The 16,352-nt window shown below is 67.9% G+C and carries 15 protein-coding genes; 13 read left to right on the forward strand and 2 right to left on the reverse strand.

Annotation, left to right across the window (positions count from 1 at the left end; all coding sequences use genetic code 11):
- Positions 1-194: 194 nt before the first annotated feature.
- The 3 genes from ACFXNW_RS25945 (at position 195) to ACFXNW_RS25955 (ending at position 4,463) form a co-directional block, all read left to right on the forward strand.
- A complete protein-coding gene (locus tag ACFXNW_RS25945) occupies positions 195-2,246 on the forward strand; it encodes a CocE/NonD family hydrolase (protein WP_379420406.1) in 2,052 nt (683 codons plus the stop codon).
- 295 nt (positions 2,247-2,541) lie between these two features.
- A complete protein-coding gene (locus ACFXNW_RS25950; protein WP_379420407.1) occupies positions 2,542-3,777 on the forward strand; it encodes a sensor histidine kinase in 1,236 nt (411 codons plus the stop codon).
- A complete protein-coding gene (locus ACFXNW_RS25955; protein ID WP_280234144.1) occupies positions 3,774-4,463 on the forward strand; it encodes a response regulator transcription factor in 690 nt (229 codons plus the stop codon). The genes ACFXNW_RS25950 and ACFXNW_RS25955 overlap by 4 nt, the downstream gene beginning before the upstream one ends.
- Positions 4,464-4,481: 18 nt before the next feature.
- Here the strand turns inward: ACFXNW_RS25955 and ACFXNW_RS25960 are convergent, their stop codons facing one another.
- The gene (locus ACFXNW_RS25960; protein ID WP_379420603.1) at positions 4,482-5,309 is read right to left on the reverse strand and encodes a hypothetical protein; all 828 of its coding nucleotides are present in this window, start codon (positions 5,307-5,309) and stop codon (positions 4,482-4,484) included.
- Between the two features lie 190 nt (positions 5,310-5,499).
- On the opposite strand from ACFXNW_RS25960, the gene ACFXNW_RS25965 reads away from it, so the two are divergent.
- The 9 genes from ACFXNW_RS25965 (at position 5,500) to ACFXNW_RS26005 (ending at position 14,418) form a co-directional block, all read left to right on the forward strand.
- Positions 5,500-6,531: a hypothetical protein gene (locus tag ACFXNW_RS25965; RefSeq protein WP_379420408.1), complete on the forward strand. Its 1,032-nt coding sequence runs from the start codon at positions 5,500-5,502 to the stop codon at positions 6,529-6,531.
- Positions 6,528-8,561, forward strand: coding sequence for a hypothetical protein (locus ACFXNW_RS25970; protein WP_379420409.1), 2,034 nt, complete (start codon positions 6,528-6,530; stop codon positions 8,559-8,561). Before ACFXNW_RS25965 ends, ACFXNW_RS25970 begins: the two co-directional genes overlap by 4 nt.
- 109 nt (positions 8,562-8,670) lie before the next feature.
- Complete coding sequence (locus ACFXNW_RS25975; protein ID WP_379420604.1) at positions 8,671-9,546, forward strand: sugar phosphate isomerase/epimerase family protein; 876 nt, start codon at positions 8,671-8,673, stop codon at positions 9,544-9,546.
- Between the two features lie 99 nt (positions 9,547-9,645).
- The gene (locus ACFXNW_RS25980) at positions 9,646-10,536 is read left to right on the forward strand and encodes a thioesterase family protein (protein WP_379420410.1); all 891 of its coding nucleotides are present in this window, start codon (positions 9,646-9,648) and stop codon (positions 10,534-10,536) included.
- A 97-nt stretch (positions 10,537-10,633) separates the two neighbouring features.
- Positions 10,634-11,452: a pyrroline-5-carboxylate reductase gene (gene proC, locus ACFXNW_RS25985; protein WP_379420411.1), complete on the forward strand. Its 819-nt coding sequence runs from the start codon at positions 10,634-10,636 to the stop codon at positions 11,450-11,452.
- 144 nt (positions 11,453-11,596) lie between these two features.
- On the forward strand, positions 11,597-11,842 hold the full coding sequence (locus ACFXNW_RS25990) for a helix-turn-helix domain-containing protein (RefSeq protein WP_379420605.1): 246 nt from the start codon (positions 11,597-11,599) through the stop codon (positions 11,840-11,842).
- A gap of 186 nt (positions 11,843-12,028) precedes the next feature.
- The gene (locus ACFXNW_RS25995; RefSeq protein ID WP_003402602.1) at positions 12,029-12,130 is read left to right on the forward strand and encodes a 30S ribosomal protein bS22; all 102 of its coding nucleotides are present in this window, start codon (positions 12,029-12,031) and stop codon (positions 12,128-12,130) included.
- A 234-nt stretch (positions 12,131-12,364) separates the two neighbouring features.
- A complete protein-coding gene (locus ACFXNW_RS26000) occupies positions 12,365-13,411 on the forward strand; it encodes an NAD-dependent epimerase/dehydratase family protein (RefSeq protein WP_379420412.1) in 1,047 nt (348 codons plus the stop codon).
- Positions 13,408-14,418 carry a lysophospholipid acyltransferase family protein gene (locus ACFXNW_RS26005; protein ID WP_379420413.1) on the forward strand — a complete coding sequence of 337 codons (1,011 nt, stop codon included), beginning with the start codon at positions 13,408-13,410 and terminating at the stop codon, positions 14,416-14,418. Before ACFXNW_RS26000 ends, ACFXNW_RS26005 begins: the two co-directional genes overlap by 4 nt.
- A gap of 158 nt (positions 14,419-14,576) precedes the next feature.
- On the opposite strand, the gene ACFXNW_RS26010 is transcribed toward ACFXNW_RS26005, so the two are convergent.
- Complete coding sequence (locus ACFXNW_RS26010; RefSeq protein WP_379420606.1) at positions 14,577-15,533, reverse strand: HAD family hydrolase; 957 nt, start codon at positions 15,531-15,533, stop codon at positions 14,577-14,579.
- 331 nt (positions 15,534-15,864) lie between these two features.
- Here ACFXNW_RS26010 and ACFXNW_RS26015 point away from each other — a divergent pair, with 331 nt between their 5' ends.
- Entirely contained in the window at positions 15,865-16,149 is a 285-nt protein-coding gene (locus ACFXNW_RS26015) for a glutaredoxin family protein (RefSeq protein ID WP_379420414.1), read from the forward strand.
- Positions 16,150-16,352: the final 203 nt, after the last annotated feature.

Consider the following 16,352-nt stretch of genomic DNA (forward strand, 5'->3'; position numbering starts at 1 on the left):
GCGCGCTAGCGTTTCGGCCCGATACCCGCACCCGTCCGTCTGGGTCGGTCAGTGCTCACCGGCATCGGGCCACGCCTGTGAATTCACCGTGTGACCGGCCGCGAGTGGATTAAGTGACTGACGATTATTACTCCCCGGTAAGCGGTGTGTAGGCTGCTCAGCGTCTGACCAGTGCGAGAGGTGGGTCACGTCCGATGAAGTACGTCTTACGGGCCGTTGTGATGATGGTGTCGGCGATGCTGCTGTTTCCCCTCCTGGGACAGAGCGCACTCGCGGCACCGGTAGCGGCAGGCCCAGACGGTGGCGCGGCGGGCGCGAGCTGGGCGACGACCCATGACGGCCCCCAGCAATACTCCAAGATCCACATCGAGTGGGACGTGCCCATCACGATGAGCGACGGGACCGTGCTCAAGGGCAACGTCTATCGGCCCGCCGACGAGTCCGGGCGGCCCGTCGATACCAAGACGCCGACCATCGTCAACATGACGCCGTACACCAAGTTGGTGTCGAATCTGGCCGATCACGCCGGGTCCATTCCCGGCCTGTCGGATGCGCTGCTGCAACTGCTGCGCGACATCGACCTCACCGGCACCCCGCTGTCCGGTGTCACCGACCTGACCAAAGCCTTCGCGGGTGGCGAGCTGCGCAATTTCGCCGTCGACCGTCAGCTCGTCAAAAGCGGGTACACGCAGGTAGTGGTCGATGTCCGGGGAACCGGCTTCTCCCAGGGTGTCTGGGACATGTTGCGTGACCGTGAACAGGCCGACACCGTCGAGGTGATCGACTGGGCCTCGCGTCAGCCGTGGTCGACCGGCAAGGTCGGCATGAACGGCATCTCCTACTCCGGCATCAACCAGGTGCAGGCCGCCGAGAAGCAGCCCGCCGCGCTGAAGGCGATCTTCCCGGTGGTACCCGGCAGCGACCTGGCCAACGACGTCCTCATGCCCGGCGGCGGATTCGGCTTCAACTTCATTCCGCTGTGGCTGACCGCGATCAACGGCCTCAAATGGGTGCCCGACGTGTCCTCGCTGGCCCTCGGCAACTTCGATCAGCAGTGGCTGGCCGACCGGATGGCGTCGCCGTTCACCTACCTCGACGTCTTCCTCAACGCCTACACCAAAGTGAACGTCGACGAGATCGACCCGCGGCTGCACGGCATGCTCGATCACACCAGCCCGGAACGGCAGGCGTGGCTCGGCGATCCGGCGAAGATCAAGACCCCGACCTTCGTGGTCGGTGGGTGGCACGACCTGTTCACCTATTCCGAATCCAAGATCTACAACAAGATTTCGCTGCCGCCGGGCCAGAAGCAGCTGTTGATGGGCAACACCTATCACCTGAACTCCGGCAACGAGTACGGCAAGCCCGGTCTGCCGCCGCGCCTGGACGTATTGCAGCGCGCGTGGTTCGACAAGTGGCTCAAGGGCATCGACAACGGCATCGATAGCTTCGGTCCGGTGACTCTGCGCCAGCAGGGCGGCGGCTGGGTGACCCGCGACGGCTTCGGTGACTCGGCCCCGGCCGATCAGCGCGCCGACCACCGTCGGATGTACCTGTCGGCTGCTGCGAGCGGTACCGCGCGGAGTGTGCACGACGGTTCGTTGACCGGTGCCGCCAATGGCGACACCGCCCGCCTGACCGTCGCGCCCGGATTGACCAGTCTGTGCTCCAACGACGCCGCGCAGGGCAGTGCGGGCGTGCTGTCGGTGATCGACGGATGCGCCAAGGACTCTCGCATCCAGGAGCTCAACGGGCTCACCTTCACCAGCGCGCCGGTCGCCGAGGCGACCACCATCTCCGGTCCGATCGCGGTGCGGCTCAATACCGTTCAGGACGCGGCTGACGGCTACTGGGTGGTGACCGTCAACGATGTGGCGCCCGACGGGCAGTCCACCGTGCTGTCGTCCGGGCAGCTGATGGCCTCGCTGCGTGAGGTCGACGAGGCCAACAGCACCCGCTCGGCCAACGGCGACTACACCGACCCGCGCCCGTTCACCTCGATCGAGAAGCGCAATCCGACCACCCCCGGCGAGGCAACCACCCTCGATATCGGCCTCCCGGCGACCGAGGCGCTGCTGAAGCCGGGCCACCGCTTGCGCGTGGACGTCTACGCGGGCAACTTCCCGAAGGGCCTGCCGATTCTGCCGATGTTGATCGACACCGGGCTGAAGCCGCAGCACGTCCAGCTGGACCCGCAGCGGCCCAGCTTCGTCAACATCCCGGTACGAGGCAACACGGGCTGGTAATCCCCGTCCGTCGACCGAACCCGAACAGGGCGCGGCGATCACCGGAGGGGAATCGCCGCGCCGACAGGCTGCGGCCGAGCGGGGCCGCGTGAGTATCCGAACTCGCGCGGCCCCGTTGCTCGTTTCACGCGGTGATCGACGACACGCCGTAATCCACGGCCGCGCCCATACCGCCGCAGTTTTGGCCGAACAGCAAGTGAACGCCTGGCTAACGTCGCCGTAAGCGGCTGTGACCTGCGTGAAACTTCGCGGACCTGCCGTCGGCGGCATTGCTGGCGACCGTACGATTCATGGTGTGAGTGTTCCCCAGGCCGTGCTGCTGGCAGTTCTGGCGGCTGTTGTCGGGCTGGCCATCGGCGGGCTGCTCATTCCGTATATGAACGCCAGGCAGGCCGCCCGCAGGCAGGCCGAGTCCGGGCTCACCATGTCGCAGGTGCTCGATCTCATCGTGCTGGCTTCGGAAAGCGGAATCGCAGTCGTGGACGAATACCGCGACGTGGTGCTCGTGAACCCCCGCGCCGAGGAACTCGGTCTGGTCCGCAACCGGCTGCTCGACGAACGCGCCTGGGCCGCGGTGGAGAAGGTGCTGGCCAGCGGCGAGTCCGCGGAGTTCGATCTGACGGCCAAGAACCCGGTGCCCGGCCGTAGCCGCATCGCGGTGCGCGGGGTGGCCAGGCCGCTCTCGCGTGAGGAAACCAACTTCACCGTCCTGTTCGCCGACGACGACTCCGAACAGGCCCGCATGGAGGCCACCCGCCGCGACTTCGTGGCCAATGTCAGCCACGAACTCAAGACCCCCGTCGGTGCGATGAGCCTGCTCGCCGAGGCGATGCTGGAATCGGCCGACGATCCCGACGCCGTGCGCCACTTCGGCGAACGCGTCCTCGGCGAGTCGCGCAGGCTCGGCAAGATGGTGACCGAACTGATCGCGCTGTCGCGGCTACAGGGTGCGGAGAAGCTGCCGCAGCTGGAAGTGGTCGACGTCGACACCGTGGTCATGCATGCCGTCGACCGCTCCCGCACCACCGCCGAAGCCGCGGGCATCACCGTCAGCACCGACCGGCCAAGCGGGCTAGAGGTGCTCGGCGATGAAACGCTGCTGGTGACCGCACTGTCGAACCTGGTCGAGAACGCCATCGCCTACTCGCCTGCCGGCTCGCATGTCTCGGTCAGCCGCTCGCTGCGCGGCGAGCACGTCGCCATGGCCGTCACCGACCGCGGTATCGGTATCGCCAAGGAAGACCAGGAGCGGGTGTTCGAACGATTCTTCCGCTCGGACAAGGCGCGCTCGCGCTCGACCGGCGGTACCGGCCTCGGGCTGGCTATCGTCAAACACGTGGCCGCCAACCACAACGGTGAGATCACGCTGTGGAGCAAGTTGGGCACCGGCTCGACTTTCACCCTGCGTATACCGGCACATCACGAAGCCGACGGAGAAGAAGAATCCGGCGGCGTGGTGATGAGCAAGAAGGAAACCAGCCCGCGTCCCCCGGCGCCGGGCCGAACCAATGGTGTGGAGGCACGCAGATGACGAGTGTGTTGATCGTCGAGGATGAGGAGTCGCTGGCCGACCCGCTCGCCTTCCTGCTCAAGAAGGAGGGCTTCGAGGTCACCGTCGTTGGTGACGGCCCGTCCGCGCTCGCCGAGTTCGACCGGTCCGGTGCCGACATCGTGCTGCTCGACCTGATGCTGCCCGGTATGAGCGGCACCGACGTGTGCAAACAGCTGCGCACCCGCAGCGGCGTGCCGGTGATCATGGTGACCGCGCGCGACAGCGAGATCGACAAGGTCGTCGGGCTGGAACTCGGCGCCGACGACTACGTCACCAAGCCGTACTCGGCGCGTGAGCTCATCGCCCGTATCCGGGCCGTGCTGCGCCGCGGCGCGGGAGACGAACTCGACGGCGGCAACGAGAACGGTGTGCTCGAGGCCGGTCCGGTGCGCATGGACGTCGACCGGCACACGGTGCTGGTGAACGGAAAGCCGGTCACGCTGCCGCTCAAGGAGTTCGACCTGCTCGAATACCTGCTGCGCAACTCCGGCAGGGTGCTCACCCGCGGGCAGCTCATCGATCGGGTCTGGGGCGCGGACTACGTCGGCGACACCAAAACCCTCGACGTGCACGTCAAGCGGCTGCGTTCGAAGATCGAAGCCGATCCGGCCCGGCCGGAGCACCTGGTGACGGTGCGCGGTTTGGGCTACAAGCTCGAGGCCTGACCGGACGCGCGTACCGGCCTACGCGGACTGTTCGGTCGCCGGAGCGTCGGCGCGCATCCGGTCGGCGTGCACGGTCGCCGGATGCACGGCGATCAGCCCGAGTCCCGCACGCCGCTTGCAGTGCCGCGCCAGCTCGTCGTAGGCGGGCTTGCCGAGCAGCTCGGTCAGCTCGGGACCATAGGACTGCCAGACCGGTCGTGCGCCGACATGGGCGTCCGGTGAACCGGAGCAGTACCAGTGCAGGTCGAGGCCGCCGGGACCCCAGCCGCGCCGGTCGTATTCGGTGATCACGGTGCGCAGGATCTGCACACCGTCGGGGCGGTCCACCCAATCCTGGGTGCGCCGGATCGGCAGCTGCCAGCACACGTCCGGTTTGACCTCGAGCGGTTCGATGCCGCGGCGCAGCGCCATGGTGTGCAACGCGCAGCCGACGCCGCCCGCGAAACCGGGGCGGTTGAGGAAAATGCAGGCGCCGTCGTAGCGGCGGGTGCGCAGCGCGGGCTCGTCCTCGAGGTCGTCGACCTCCAAATAACCCTTCTTGCTGACCTTGCCCTCGTCGTTGCGGGCCTGATCCATCAGCTGCCAGTCCTCGGGTGTGAGCAGTTTCACAGCCTTCTGGAGGCGCTTGCGGTCGTCGGTATCGGCGAGGAAGGCCCCGTGCGAGCAGCAGCCGTCATCGGGCCGGTCCTCGAGGATGCCCTGACAGGCGGGAGTGCCGAACACACACGTCCACCGCGACAGCAGCCAGGTGAGGTCGGCGACGATGAGATGCTCGTCGTTTGCCGGATCGACGAATTCGATCCATTCACGCGGGAAATCGAGGTCGACCTCTGGGGTCGGGTCCATCTTTCCCGCTGGTCGCGGCCGGGTCTGGCCCGTTGCCGCTGCGCCTGCCGTCACACCTGTCGACGCTAACAGTTCGGTCGCCTGACCTGAAGCTCGCCTCCACCGAATCCATCGCCGGCGTCCCAGGTCATATGGTGCCGCCCGGCTACCGCCTCCGGGCACGCCGCTCGGTCACGAGTACCGTGTTCATGTGCGTCTCGGGGTACTCGATGTGGGAAGCAATACCGTTCACCTACTGGTGGTGGACGCGCATCGGGGTGGCCACCCCATGCCGATGAGTTCCACGAAAGCGACATTGCGGCTGTCGGAAAACATGGATGACGAGGGGAAACTCACCCCCGGCGGCGCCGAGAAGCTGATCGCGACGGTCAAAGAATTCGCCAGCATCGCCGAAACCTCCCGGTGCGTCGAACTGATGCCGTTCGCCACCTCCGCGGTGCGGGATGCCACCAATTCCGAAGAGGTCCTCGCGCGGGTCCGTGCCGAGGCCGGCGTCGATCTGCAGGTGCTGTCCGGCGAGGACGAGGCCCGGCTCACCTTCCTCGCGGTACGCCGCTGGTACGGCTGGAGCGCGGGCCGCATCCTCAATCTCGATATCGGCGGCGGCTCGCTGGAACTGACCATCGGTGGCGACGAGGATCCCGATATCGCGCTGTCGCTTCAGCTCGGTGCGGGGCGGCTGACCAGGGAATGGTTACATGAGGACCCGCCGGGCAAGCGCCGGGTCGCGGTACTGCGCGACTGGCTGGACGCGGAACTGGTCGCACCGGCCAAGCAGGTGATCGATGCGGGCAAACCCGATCTGGCCGTGGGAACTTCGAAGACGTTCCGCTCGCTGGCCCGTCTCACCGGTGCGGCGCCCTCGGGCGCGGGGCCACGGGTGCGTCGTACACTCACCAGCTCAGGTCTTCGTCAACTGATCGGCTTCATCTCCAGAATGACCGCCTCGGACCGGGCGGAGTTGGAGGGCGTGAGTTCGGACCGGTCCCAGCAACTGGTGGCCGGTGCATTGGTCGCGGAGGCGAGTATGCGGGCTCTATCGCTGGATAGCATCGAAATTTGTCCGTGGGCGCTGCGGGAGGGACTGATCCTGCGCAAACTGGATACCGATATGAACGGTGGACCGCTTGTCACACGCGCACCGGGAACGGCCGCTGGCAACAGCGCGCCCTCGCCCGGCGGCGCCACGTCGGCGGGCCCGATCGAAACGGTGCCTTCATGAGTGAGGATTCCAAACAGCTATCGGTCGCCGAGCTGCTGGCCCGCAACGGCCAGCAGGGCGCCGGTTCCTCCGGTGGCGGCCGCCGCCGCAGGGGCGGGCGCGGGCTCTCGGTCGCCGAGCTGACCGGCGATCTGCCGGTGATCGACGGCGGGCGCTCGGCGCATTCGGCGCCCGACGAGGAGGCGGCGGATCCGCAGGCGCCTGCGCCGGGTGAGGTGAACGGATCGCACGGCGTCAGTGGGGTCGACGGCGGGTACGGCGCCAACGGTTCGCACGGCGCGAACGGTTCGCACGGCGCGAACGGTTCGTTTGGCGCGAACGGTTCGTATGGCTCCTACGGCGCGAACGGCTACGGATCCGCTTCGGTGCCCGCACAATTCCCGGCCCCCGCCTACGAATCCCCTGCACCACAGCCGGTGTCCTACGACCCCGACCCGGTCTCTTCGCCGATGTCGGGCCCGATCACCCGATTCGATCCACTGGCCGGCGATACCGATACCGAGCCGCGCCCGGGGCGCAGGTCGCGCCACAGCGCCCCGGACTCGGAGGCAGGCCCCTTCGTCAACGGTCAGCCGCTGGCCGTCGGCGACGCCGTCGGTTCGGGTCGCACCGGCCGCCGCCGCAGGCGCGCGGACCCCGACGACGAGTACGACGCCGAGCCGCAGCTACCGGCCACCACCCACGTCACCGACCCGATGCGCCGAAACGGGCAGCCTGTACCCGAGGCGCCCAACGGCCGGGACAGCTCCGTCAGCGGCCGCGCCGCGCGCCGCAGGGCAGCAGAGGCCGCCGAGGCGCAAGCCGAGGCCGAAGCGCAGGCGGCCGCCGAGGTTCAGGTCGCCGAGCAAGCCAGGGCTGCCGCGGAAGCAGAGGCCGCGGCACAGGCCAAGGCCGCTCGAGCCAGGCCCGCGCGACCCGAGGCAGGCCCGCCCGCCGCGGCGTGGACCCCGCCGGTCAACGGTTACGGACCCACCCCCCAGCCGCAGTGGCAGCCCACCGAGCAGATCGGCCCGCCCGCCCCGCCGAGCCCAGACCTGGGCACGGCAACGGCCGCCTGGACCCCGCCGCCGGTCAACGGTTACTCGCCGGGCCCGCAGCCTCCTGACGAACAGGGCCCGGCGACCGCCGCATGGTCGCCGACCATCAACGGGTTCGCGCCGAGACCCAAACCCGAGCCCGAACCCGGGCCACCGGTTCGCGACAACCGTCCCGAGCTGCCGCGCCGACGTGAGGCGCAGGGCGAGAACGGCCTGCCCGCCTGGTCGGCGCGCAGGCACCGTCCCGGCTCCGGGCCTGAGACCGGTGGCATTCCGACGTCCGCGTGGGCGCTGGCCAGCCAGGACCAGCAGCTGGTCTCCGGTCAGACCGTGGCGGGAGATCTGCTGCGCGACGGCGTCGAACGGGCCGAGGCGGGCCGCAAGGGCCGTGGTCGCAACGACGTCGTCGAACCCGATGATCAGCGCACCGATTTCTTCGCGCCGGTCGCCGACGACGAGCTCGACCACGATGACGCCGACGACTTCTACGATGACGACCTGCTCGACGACGATGATCTCGACGACGAGGACGAGGCGGAATCGTCCTGGGCCCGCCGCACCGCAGCGCTGAGCCGCACCTCGACCTCGCTACGCCGCAAGGCGGGCGCCCTCGGCAAGGTCAAGACCCTCGCCGGCGCCAAGGCCGCGACGCTCGGCAAGAGCGCCTCCGCCGCAGGTGCGGTACCGGCCGCGCGCGGCTCACGCAGCGCCCGCAAGGCCGAGTACGACGCCAACAAACGGCAGTGGATGATCCTCGGCGGCCAGAGCGCGGGCGCGGCGGTCGCGGGCATGTTGCTGTTCAAGGGTTTCGAGCGGATGTGGGAGATGCTGCCCTGGGTGGCGCTCGCGCTGGCCATGGTCGTGATTCTCGGTCTGGTTGCCCTGGTGCGGATCCTGCGGCGCACCGACGACATCCTCAGCACTGTGATCGCGGTCGTCGTCGGCATCTTTGTGACGCTCGGCCCGCTAGCCTTTCTTCTCAGTACGAACTGAGTAGGGAGCGGCTGTGGGGAATATCGGGCAGGCGGACGAGACCAGAGTGGTGCCGGGCCACACGGGCGCGGCGGGGGACTCCGACGTCGACCCTGCCTCGGCCGGCCGAATCCGGGTCGGTTTGTCCACGGCCTCGGTGTATCCGCAGAACACCGAGTCCGCGTTCCGTTATGCCGCCGAATTGGGTTACGACGGTATCGAATTGATGGTCTGGGCCGAACCGGCCAGCCAGAGCATCGCCACCGTGCAGGCCTACATTCGCAAGTACGGGATTCCGGTTCTCGCGGTGCACGCGCCGTGCCTGCTCATCTCCCAACGAGTGTGGGGTCCGGATCCGGTGGCCAAGCTGGAGCGCAGCGTGCGCACCGCGGAGGCGCTCGGCGCCGACACCGTGGTTGTGCATCCGCCGTTCCGCTGGCAGCGCCGCTATGCCGAGAACTTCCCCGCGCAAGTGGCCGAGCTGGAAGCCGACAGCTCCGTGGTGGTCGCGGTGGAGAACATGTTCCCCATGCGCGCCGACACCCTGTTCGGCCGCCGTGGCGGGGCCGCCAAGCGCTTGGAACGGCGCGGTGGACCCGGACTGGCGTTGACGGCGTTCAGCCCGTCCTACGACCCGACCGACACCGGCTTCGCGCACTACACCCTCGACCTGTCGCATACCGCGACCGCGGGCGCCGATCCGCTCGCGCTGGCCGCGCGCATGGGCCCCGGCCTTGTGCATCTGCATCTGGCCGACGGCCGCGGCGCGGCGCACGACGAGCACCTGGTCCCCGGCGACGGGACACAACCGTGTGTCGAGGTGTGCGCCGCACTGGTGGAGTCCGGATTCACCGGTCACGCGGTCGCCGAGATCAATACCCAGAACGCGCGCACCACCGCCGACCGGGCGGGCATGCTCGGCCGGACGCTGGCCTTCGCCCGTGAGCACCTCAACGGGCTCGCCCCGGCGCCCGCGCCGCAGTCGCCGCGCAGCGAATCGGTCTGATAGCGGCCGTCGCATTCCCGCACCCCGGGAATATCGATGTGCCGGTGCCGACTTGTACGCTGTACGAACGACGACGCAGGCCGCACGACAGGAGTGACGATGACGCCGGAGCTGACCGCCGACCCCGATCAGGCCACCGCCGCCCCCTTCGGCCAGGTGTGCGCCCTTACCGAACTCACTACCACCGACCGCGACACCGGGCGCTACGCGGGCACCATCGATCCGATCTGGACGATCGGCCCCAAGGTGCACGGCGGCACCATGGTCGCCTCATCGGCCGCCGCCGCGACCACCTGGCTGCGCACCATCGACCCCGAACGCACCGACATGGCGCCGATCGCGGCGAGCTCGGACTTCCTCGGCGCTCCGGAACCCGGCGCGGTCGAGTACGAGGTGACCGTGCGCAAGGTCGGCCGCCAGATCTGTCTGCTGGACACCACCCTGAGCCAGGGCGGCAAGGCCATGGTGCGCACCGCGTTCACCTTCGGCCATCTCGACGACGCCGGCACACCGCCCGCCTACGCCCCGGCACACACCGACATGCCCGCAGAACCAGGCGCTACCGCTGTCTCCTATGACCCCGAGTCGCCGATGGGCAGGATCGTGCACGTGGCACAGGGCGCCGACCTCTGTATCGATGCCGAATGGGCCCGGTTCCTCGCAGGTGAAACCGGCGAGCCGCGATTGCGGCTGTGGATACGCCCGCGCGAGGCCGACCAGAACGATCCGGACGTGTCGATGTACTTCGCCATGATGGCCGCCGATATGAGCCCGCCGGTTCCGGCGAACCTCGGCAGCTTCGGCTGGGCGCCGACCGTGCAGATGACCACCTATCTGCGCCGCAGGCCCGCCCCTGGCTGGCTGCGCATCATCGCCACCACGCACGAAGTGGGCGGGCGGATGTTCGACGAGGACCAGCTCGTCATCGATTCGACGGGCGCCGTCGTCGCGCAGAGCCGCCAGCTCGCCCTGATGCCGACTCCACGCTGATAGCAGCGAGAGTCGGGTAACCGGCTCGAACGGGCCGCGCTGTCGAGACCCCGCGGTATTGGCAGTACGTCCAGTAGGCCGTCTAGCCTTATGGCTCATGACCAGAATTGCTGTGATCGGTGGCGGGCGGATCGGCGAGGCGTTGATCGCGGGGTTGCTCGAGTCCGGGCGGGCCGTCAAGGATCTGGTGGTCGTGGAGACCCATGCGGATCGGGGTGAGGTGCTCGCGGACCGCTTCGGTATTCGGGTGACCGATTCGGTGACCGACGCCTCCGTCGGCGCGGACCTGCTCGTCATCGCGGTGAAGCCGGGCGATGTCGACGCGGTGCTCGCCGACCTCGGCAAGGCCGAACTCGGCGGCGACCGTGATCAGGTGTTGGTCTCGCTGGCCGCGGGCGTACCGACCGCCCGCCTGGAGAACAAGCTGCCTGCCGGTTTCCCGGTGGTCCGGGTGATGTCGAATACCCCGATGCTCGTCGGACAGGGCATGAGTGTCGTCTCGCCCGGTCGCTACGCCAAGGCCGACCAGCTAGATCTGGTCTCCGAGGTCCTCGACGCCGTCGGCAAGGTTGTTGTCGTCCCCGAAACCCAGATGGACGCGGTCACCGCGGTATCGGGCTCCGGCCCGGCGTATTTCTTCCTCGTCGTCGAGGCGATGGTGGACGCGGGCGTCGGCCTCGGCCTGACCCGCGACGTCGCCACCCAGCTGGTGGTGCAGACCATGGTCGGCTCGGCCGCGCTGCTCGAGGAATCCGGTCAGCATGCCGCGGACCTGCGCGCCGCGGTCACCTCACCGGCCGGAACCACCGCGGCCGCGTTGCGCGAACTGGAGCGCGGCGGAGTGCGTTCGGCCTTCCTCGAGGCCCTGCACGCGGCCAAGCAACGGTCGATAGAACAGGGTGTGGCCGCCGAATAGACGGCAGGGGCCCAGCATGTGAGCCGATTTCTCACTCCCGTCGCAGCAATCCCACTGGTCCCGCTAAGCTTCAAGGAGCACGTGCGTGTCTGTTCCGCCGGTGGGGAAGCCGGCGGCGCGGACGTGCCGGAGGTCAGTGGTGCGATGATGTCTTCGAACAAGATGTCTCAAAGTGGTGGCGGTTCGCCACAGGGACAACCCGTGCTCGGCGGAGGAACCCAGTTCCTCACTGTCGCCGAGGTTGCGAATCTGATGCGAGTGTCGAAAATGACGGTGTATCGGCTGGTGCACTCGGGTGAACTACCCGCGGTGCGCGTCGGCCGGTCGTTCCGGGTGCATGCCAAAGCGGTGCACGAATACCTCGAGACGTCCTACTTCGACGCGGGATGAGTCGATTACCGGCGCGTGTACGCGGGCCGGTACGATGGACCCTCGGTTCGTGTTCACGCACCGCGGCTACCGCATGTTCGTTAGCCCAGGTGGCGCGAACATTGGGAGTGAGGCTTGCCGAGCGACCGGACAGTTGGCGTACGTGAGCGCGTGCGCGCCGAGTAGAGAGAACGCGAGGAACACCCTATGGGTTCTGTGATCAAGAAGCGCCGTAAGCGCATGTCGAAGAAGAAGCACCGCAAGCTGCTTCGTCGTACCCGCGTGCAGCGGCGCAAACTCGGCAAGTAAGCGCTGATGACAGCTGAAGGACCCGTCACCGATCAGGTGGCGGGTCCTTCATTTTGAAATATGAAGATTTGAAACCTGGCATGTTTCCGGTGACTGAAGTCATCGTTAGAAGCCGGTTAAATTTCCCGGCAGCGGGTAGGGCAGCAGTTAGTCTGGAACGGGAATAAATTCGAGGGGGCTCGAAGGTGGGACGGCCCGGTGCGTATGGACGTTGAGGCTAGTAGGGGTGCACGATTGCCCGACGTGGTGATGGTGACCGGCGCGGCCAGGTTCTTCGGCGGCAATGTGGTCTCCCGTCTGGCCCAGGACGAGCGGATCTCGCGCGTCATCGCGGTGGATTCGCTCACCCCCCGCCCGGAACTGCGCAGGCGCATGGGCCGGGCCGAGTTCATTCGCGCCGATATTCGTAACCCGTTGATCCGCAAGGTGGTCGCGGGCAACGACGTCGACACCGTCGTGCACGCCGCGGTGCTGTCGCATCCGCCCGCCGGTGGTAGCCGGGCCGCTATGAAGGATCTCAACGTCCTCGGCGCCATGCAGCTGTTCGCGGTATGCCAGAAGGCGCCTACGGTGCGGCGGGTCGTGCTGCGTTCGTCGTCGGCGGTATACGGCGGCAGCGCCAAGGACCCGGCGAAGTTCACCGAGGAGATGGGCGCGCGCACGCCCCCGAGCGGCGCATTCGCCCGGGACATGATCGAGATCGAAGGATTCGTGCGCGGACTGGCCCGGCGCCGTCCCGATATCGCCGCGCCGATCCTGCGTTTCGCACCGATCGTCGGGCCACGGCTGGCCGGTCGCGGTGCCCAGTTCCTGCGTTCGCCGCTGACACCGACGGTGCTCGGTCGCGACGCACGGATGCAGATGTTGCATGAGGAAGACGCGGTCGCCGCGTTGGTGCACGCAGCGCTGGGTGCACCCGGAGGCACTTTCAATATCGCGGGCGATGGGGCCTTGGCTCTGTCACAAGCGGTTCGTCGCGCGGGCCGGGTGGCGATGCCGGTCCCGTGGGGTTTGTTCCGCACCATCGGCCGCACCCTCATGGGCCCGGTGATGCGTGATTTCAGCGCCGAACAGCTCGACTACTTCCATTTCGGTTGTGGCCTGGACACCACGCGCATGCGCACCGAGCTCGGGTTCGAGCCGCGCTGGACGACGGTGCAGGCGTTCGACGACTTCATCGGGGGCGCAGCGCTGCGGCCCGTTGTCGATCCCACGTGGATCGATGCCGCAGAAAACAAACTGCTCGGCCTCATAGGGGCCGGTACGGGAGCCAATACATGAACGACGTAGCGAAAGTGATTCAGCTGCACGACGTTGCGGTGGAACCGCGTCCACGGTCCGCGCCACGGGACTGGAGTGGACCGGTACCCGCCGTCACGTCACTGACCGAACGATTGGCCGCGGCCGCGCCCGCGGCCCCGCAATCGCTGGCCGAGCTGGTGCGCGGTGCGCTCGGCACACAGATCAGCAAGACCGCGAAATTCGCCCGCCGCAGGCTGACCGGCGATTACCAGGTCGACGAATTCGGCTTCGACGAGCACCTGCTCGAGTCGGTGATCCTGCCCGCGCTGCGGCCGCTGTCGGATTTCTGGTTCCGGGTGCAGGTCAGCGGCATGGAGAACATTCCAGAGGTGGGCGGCGCGCTGATCGTCTCCAACCACGCGGGCACGGTGCCACTGGACGGGCTCATGCTCCAGCTCGCCATCCACGACCATCACCCCAAACAGCGCGCACTGCGTCTGCTCGCCGCCGACCTGGTTTTCGAGACCCCGGTGCTCGGCGTGCTCGCCCGCAAGGCCGGACACACCCTGGCCTGCCGTCCGGATGCCGAGCGGCTGCTGCGATCGGGCGAGCTGACCGGTGTGTTCCCCGAAGGCTTCAAGGGCGTCGGCAAGCAGTACGCCGACCGGTACAAGCTGCAGCGTTTCGGTCGCGGTGGTTTCGTCGCGGCCGCGGTGCGCAGCGGGGTGCCGATCATTCCGTGCTCGATCGTCGGATCCGAGGAGATCTACCCCAAGCTCGCCGACATCAAGCCGCTGGCCCGGCTGCTCGGCCTGCCGTATTTCCCGGTGACGCCGACGTTCCCGCACCTCGGCCCGCTCGGCGCGGTGCCATTGCCGTCGAAGTGGTACATCGAATTCGGTAAGCCGATCGCCACCACCGGCTACGAGCCCGAGGCGGCCGACGATCCGATGACGATGTTCGAGGTCACCGACCAGGTCCGCGAAACCATCCAGCAGACCCTCTACAAACTGCTCACCAAGCGTCGCAATCCGTTCACGGGGTAGGTAAGAGCCGCACCGCCCTCACACAGGGGGCGGCCCCTGAGGAGCCCCGTTCGCGGCCCGGCTCGTGTTTCCGCGGCCGCTGTGCATGCCGAAGGCGAGCAGCGGCCGCGGAAACACGAGCCACAAAGGGGCCGCGAACACGCCGCACCAGCGGCAGATCAGACGCTGCGGCGCCGGGTGATCGCTGCGGCCACCGCACCACCGGCCGCGCCGACGGCCAATGCGGTCGGCACGCCGATCTTGGCGGCCTTGCGGCCGGTGCGGAAATCGCGGATCTCCCAGCCGCGGTTCTTGGCGACCTCACGCAGATCCGAATCCGGGTTGATCGCGACGGCCGTGCCGACCAGCGACAACATCGGCACATCGTTGTGGCTGTCGGAATAGGCGGTGCAGCGCTTGAGGTTGAGGCCCTCACGGATGGCGAGGGTGCGCACCGCGTGCGCCTTGCCGAGCCCGTGCAGGATGTCACCGACCAGGCGTCCGGTGAATTTTCCGTCCACGCTCTCGGCCACCGTGCCGAGCGCACCGGTGAGCCCGAGCCGCTTGGCGATCACCTGCGCCAGCTCCACCGGCGTCGCGGTGACCAGCCACACCTGTTGCCCGGCGTCCAGATGCATCTGGGCCAGCGCGCGGGTGCCCGGCCAGATCTTGTCGGCGATGATCTCGTCGTAGATCTCCTCACCGAGCGCGGCCAGCTCGGCGGTCGAGCGCCCGGCGATGAATTCCAGCGCCTTTTCCTTACCCGAGGCCATATCGGTGCTGTTCTCTTTGCCGGTGACCCGGAACTTCACCTGTTTCCAGGCGATATCGACCAGATCCGAGGTCTTGAAGTATTTACGGGCGGCCAGACCGCGCGCGAAATGCACGATCGAGGCGCCCTGCACCATGGTGTTGTCGACATCGAAGAACGCCGCCGCCGTCAGATCGCGCGGAACCTCCGGGCCCTCGGTCTCCTCTTCGGCAGCCGAGGCCAGCTCCGCGTCGTGCAGCGCAAGCGCCGCATCCGCACTGGCCTCACCTGCCAGATTGGCCCTCAGCTCCTCCTCGCTCGGGCCGAACGGGCTGCGCGAGATGCGGGCGAGCTGATCGGTCAGGCCCTGGCCGAGCGGGCCCAGGTTCCATCGCGCCGGAAACTCGCCGAACCGCCCCGCGATGAATCCGGTCCTCGCCACCCTCGATCGTTCCGGCACCAGTACCTCCGCCCGTCGCGCTGTGTAGCGGCCTCCCGGTGCCCTGCGTGGTTACGCAAGCTTGTCGCCTCCGGGCCCGTCGCTCGACCGCTGTGTCGGATCGCGCCTGACCGGGCCCGCATGGTGGCAGGTTCCACTGCCGCCCGGCGGTGACCTGCCAGGCGCAAGCCACGTCCAACAGTAACCGGATTCCGCCTTCCAGACCCCAGGACCGTGCGCAGCGGCACTCGCGTCGTGAGGGGATTTAATAGCGTCCATGACCAATCCCACAGAAAGTGCCGGATCCGGCGCGCGCCCGGCGGTGACCCTGCTGACCAGGGCGGGTTGCGGAATGTGCGGTATAGCACTCGAACAGTTGCGCGTCATCTGCGCCGATTTCGGTATCGAGGTCGCAACCGTCGACGTCGACGAGGCCGCCGCCACCGACCCTGGCCTGCGCGCGGAGTACGGCGACCGGCTGCCTGTGGTGCTGCTCAACGGTCGTGAGCACAGCTATTTCGACGTCGACGAAGCGCGATTGCGGGCCGACCTGAGCCGTTGATCGGCGCGCCGAACGGCGCTGTGCTGGTCGCGGGGGAAAATGAGGCCAATTTCACCGACTTTGTGCAGGGCTTCACAAGCGGTTACGGTGGTGGCACGCGACCCGCGGGCCGAGGATTCTCGAGAGTTTCTCGAGCAGCGTTCTCGAGTGTGCCGGCGCGCGGTGAATCAACCCGACATTCGATCCCGTCACCGGAGCAGCCC

The organism is Nocardia sp. NPDC059180 (genome assembly GCF_042754945.1).
In the GTDB taxonomy this organism is placed as follows: domain Bacteria; phylum Actinomycetota; class Actinomycetes; order Mycobacteriales; family Mycobacteriaceae; genus Nocardia.

What these genes read in the sequence shown, in the direction of transcription:
- ACFXNW_RS25990 (WP_379420605.1), top strand. Translation starts at nt 11,597, where the DNA reads ATGATGTCTTCGAACAAGATGTCTCAAAGTGGTGGCGGTTCGCCACAG.
- ACFXNW_RS26015 (WP_379420414.1), top strand. Translation starts at nt 15,865, where the DNA reads ATGACCAATCCCACAGAAAGTGCCGGATCCGGCGCGCGCCCGGCGGTG.
- ACFXNW_RS25995 (WP_003402602.1), top strand. Translation starts at nt 12,029, where the DNA reads ATGGGTTCTGTGATCAAGAAGCGCCGTAAGCGCATGTCGAAGAAGAAG.
- ACFXNW_RS25970 (WP_379420409.1), top strand. Translation starts at nt 6,528, where the DNA reads ATGAGTGAGGATTCCAAACAGCTATCGGTCGCCGAGCTGCTGGCCCGC.
- ACFXNW_RS25955 (WP_280234144.1), top strand. Translation starts at nt 3,774, where the DNA reads ATGACGAGTGTGTTGATCGTCGAGGATGAGGAGTCGCTGGCCGACCCG.
- proC (WP_379420411.1), top strand. Translation starts at nt 10,634, where the DNA reads ATGACCAGAATTGCTGTGATCGGTGGCGGGCGGATCGGCGAGGCGTTG.
- ACFXNW_RS25980 (WP_379420410.1), top strand. Translation starts at nt 9,646, where the DNA reads ATGACGCCGGAGCTGACCGCCGACCCCGATCAGGCCACCGCCGCCCCC.
- ACFXNW_RS25960 (WP_379420603.1), bottom strand. Translation starts at nt 5,309, where the DNA reads ATGGACCCGACCCCAGAGGTCGACCTCGATTTCCCGCGTGAATGGATC.
- ACFXNW_RS26005 (WP_379420413.1), top strand. Translation starts at nt 13,408, where the DNA reads ATGAACGACGTAGCGAAAGTGATTCAGCTGCACGACGTTGCGGTGGAA.
- ACFXNW_RS25945 (WP_379420406.1), top strand. Translation starts at nt 195, where the DNA reads ATGAAGTACGTCTTACGGGCCGTTGTGATGATGGTGTCGGCGATGCTG.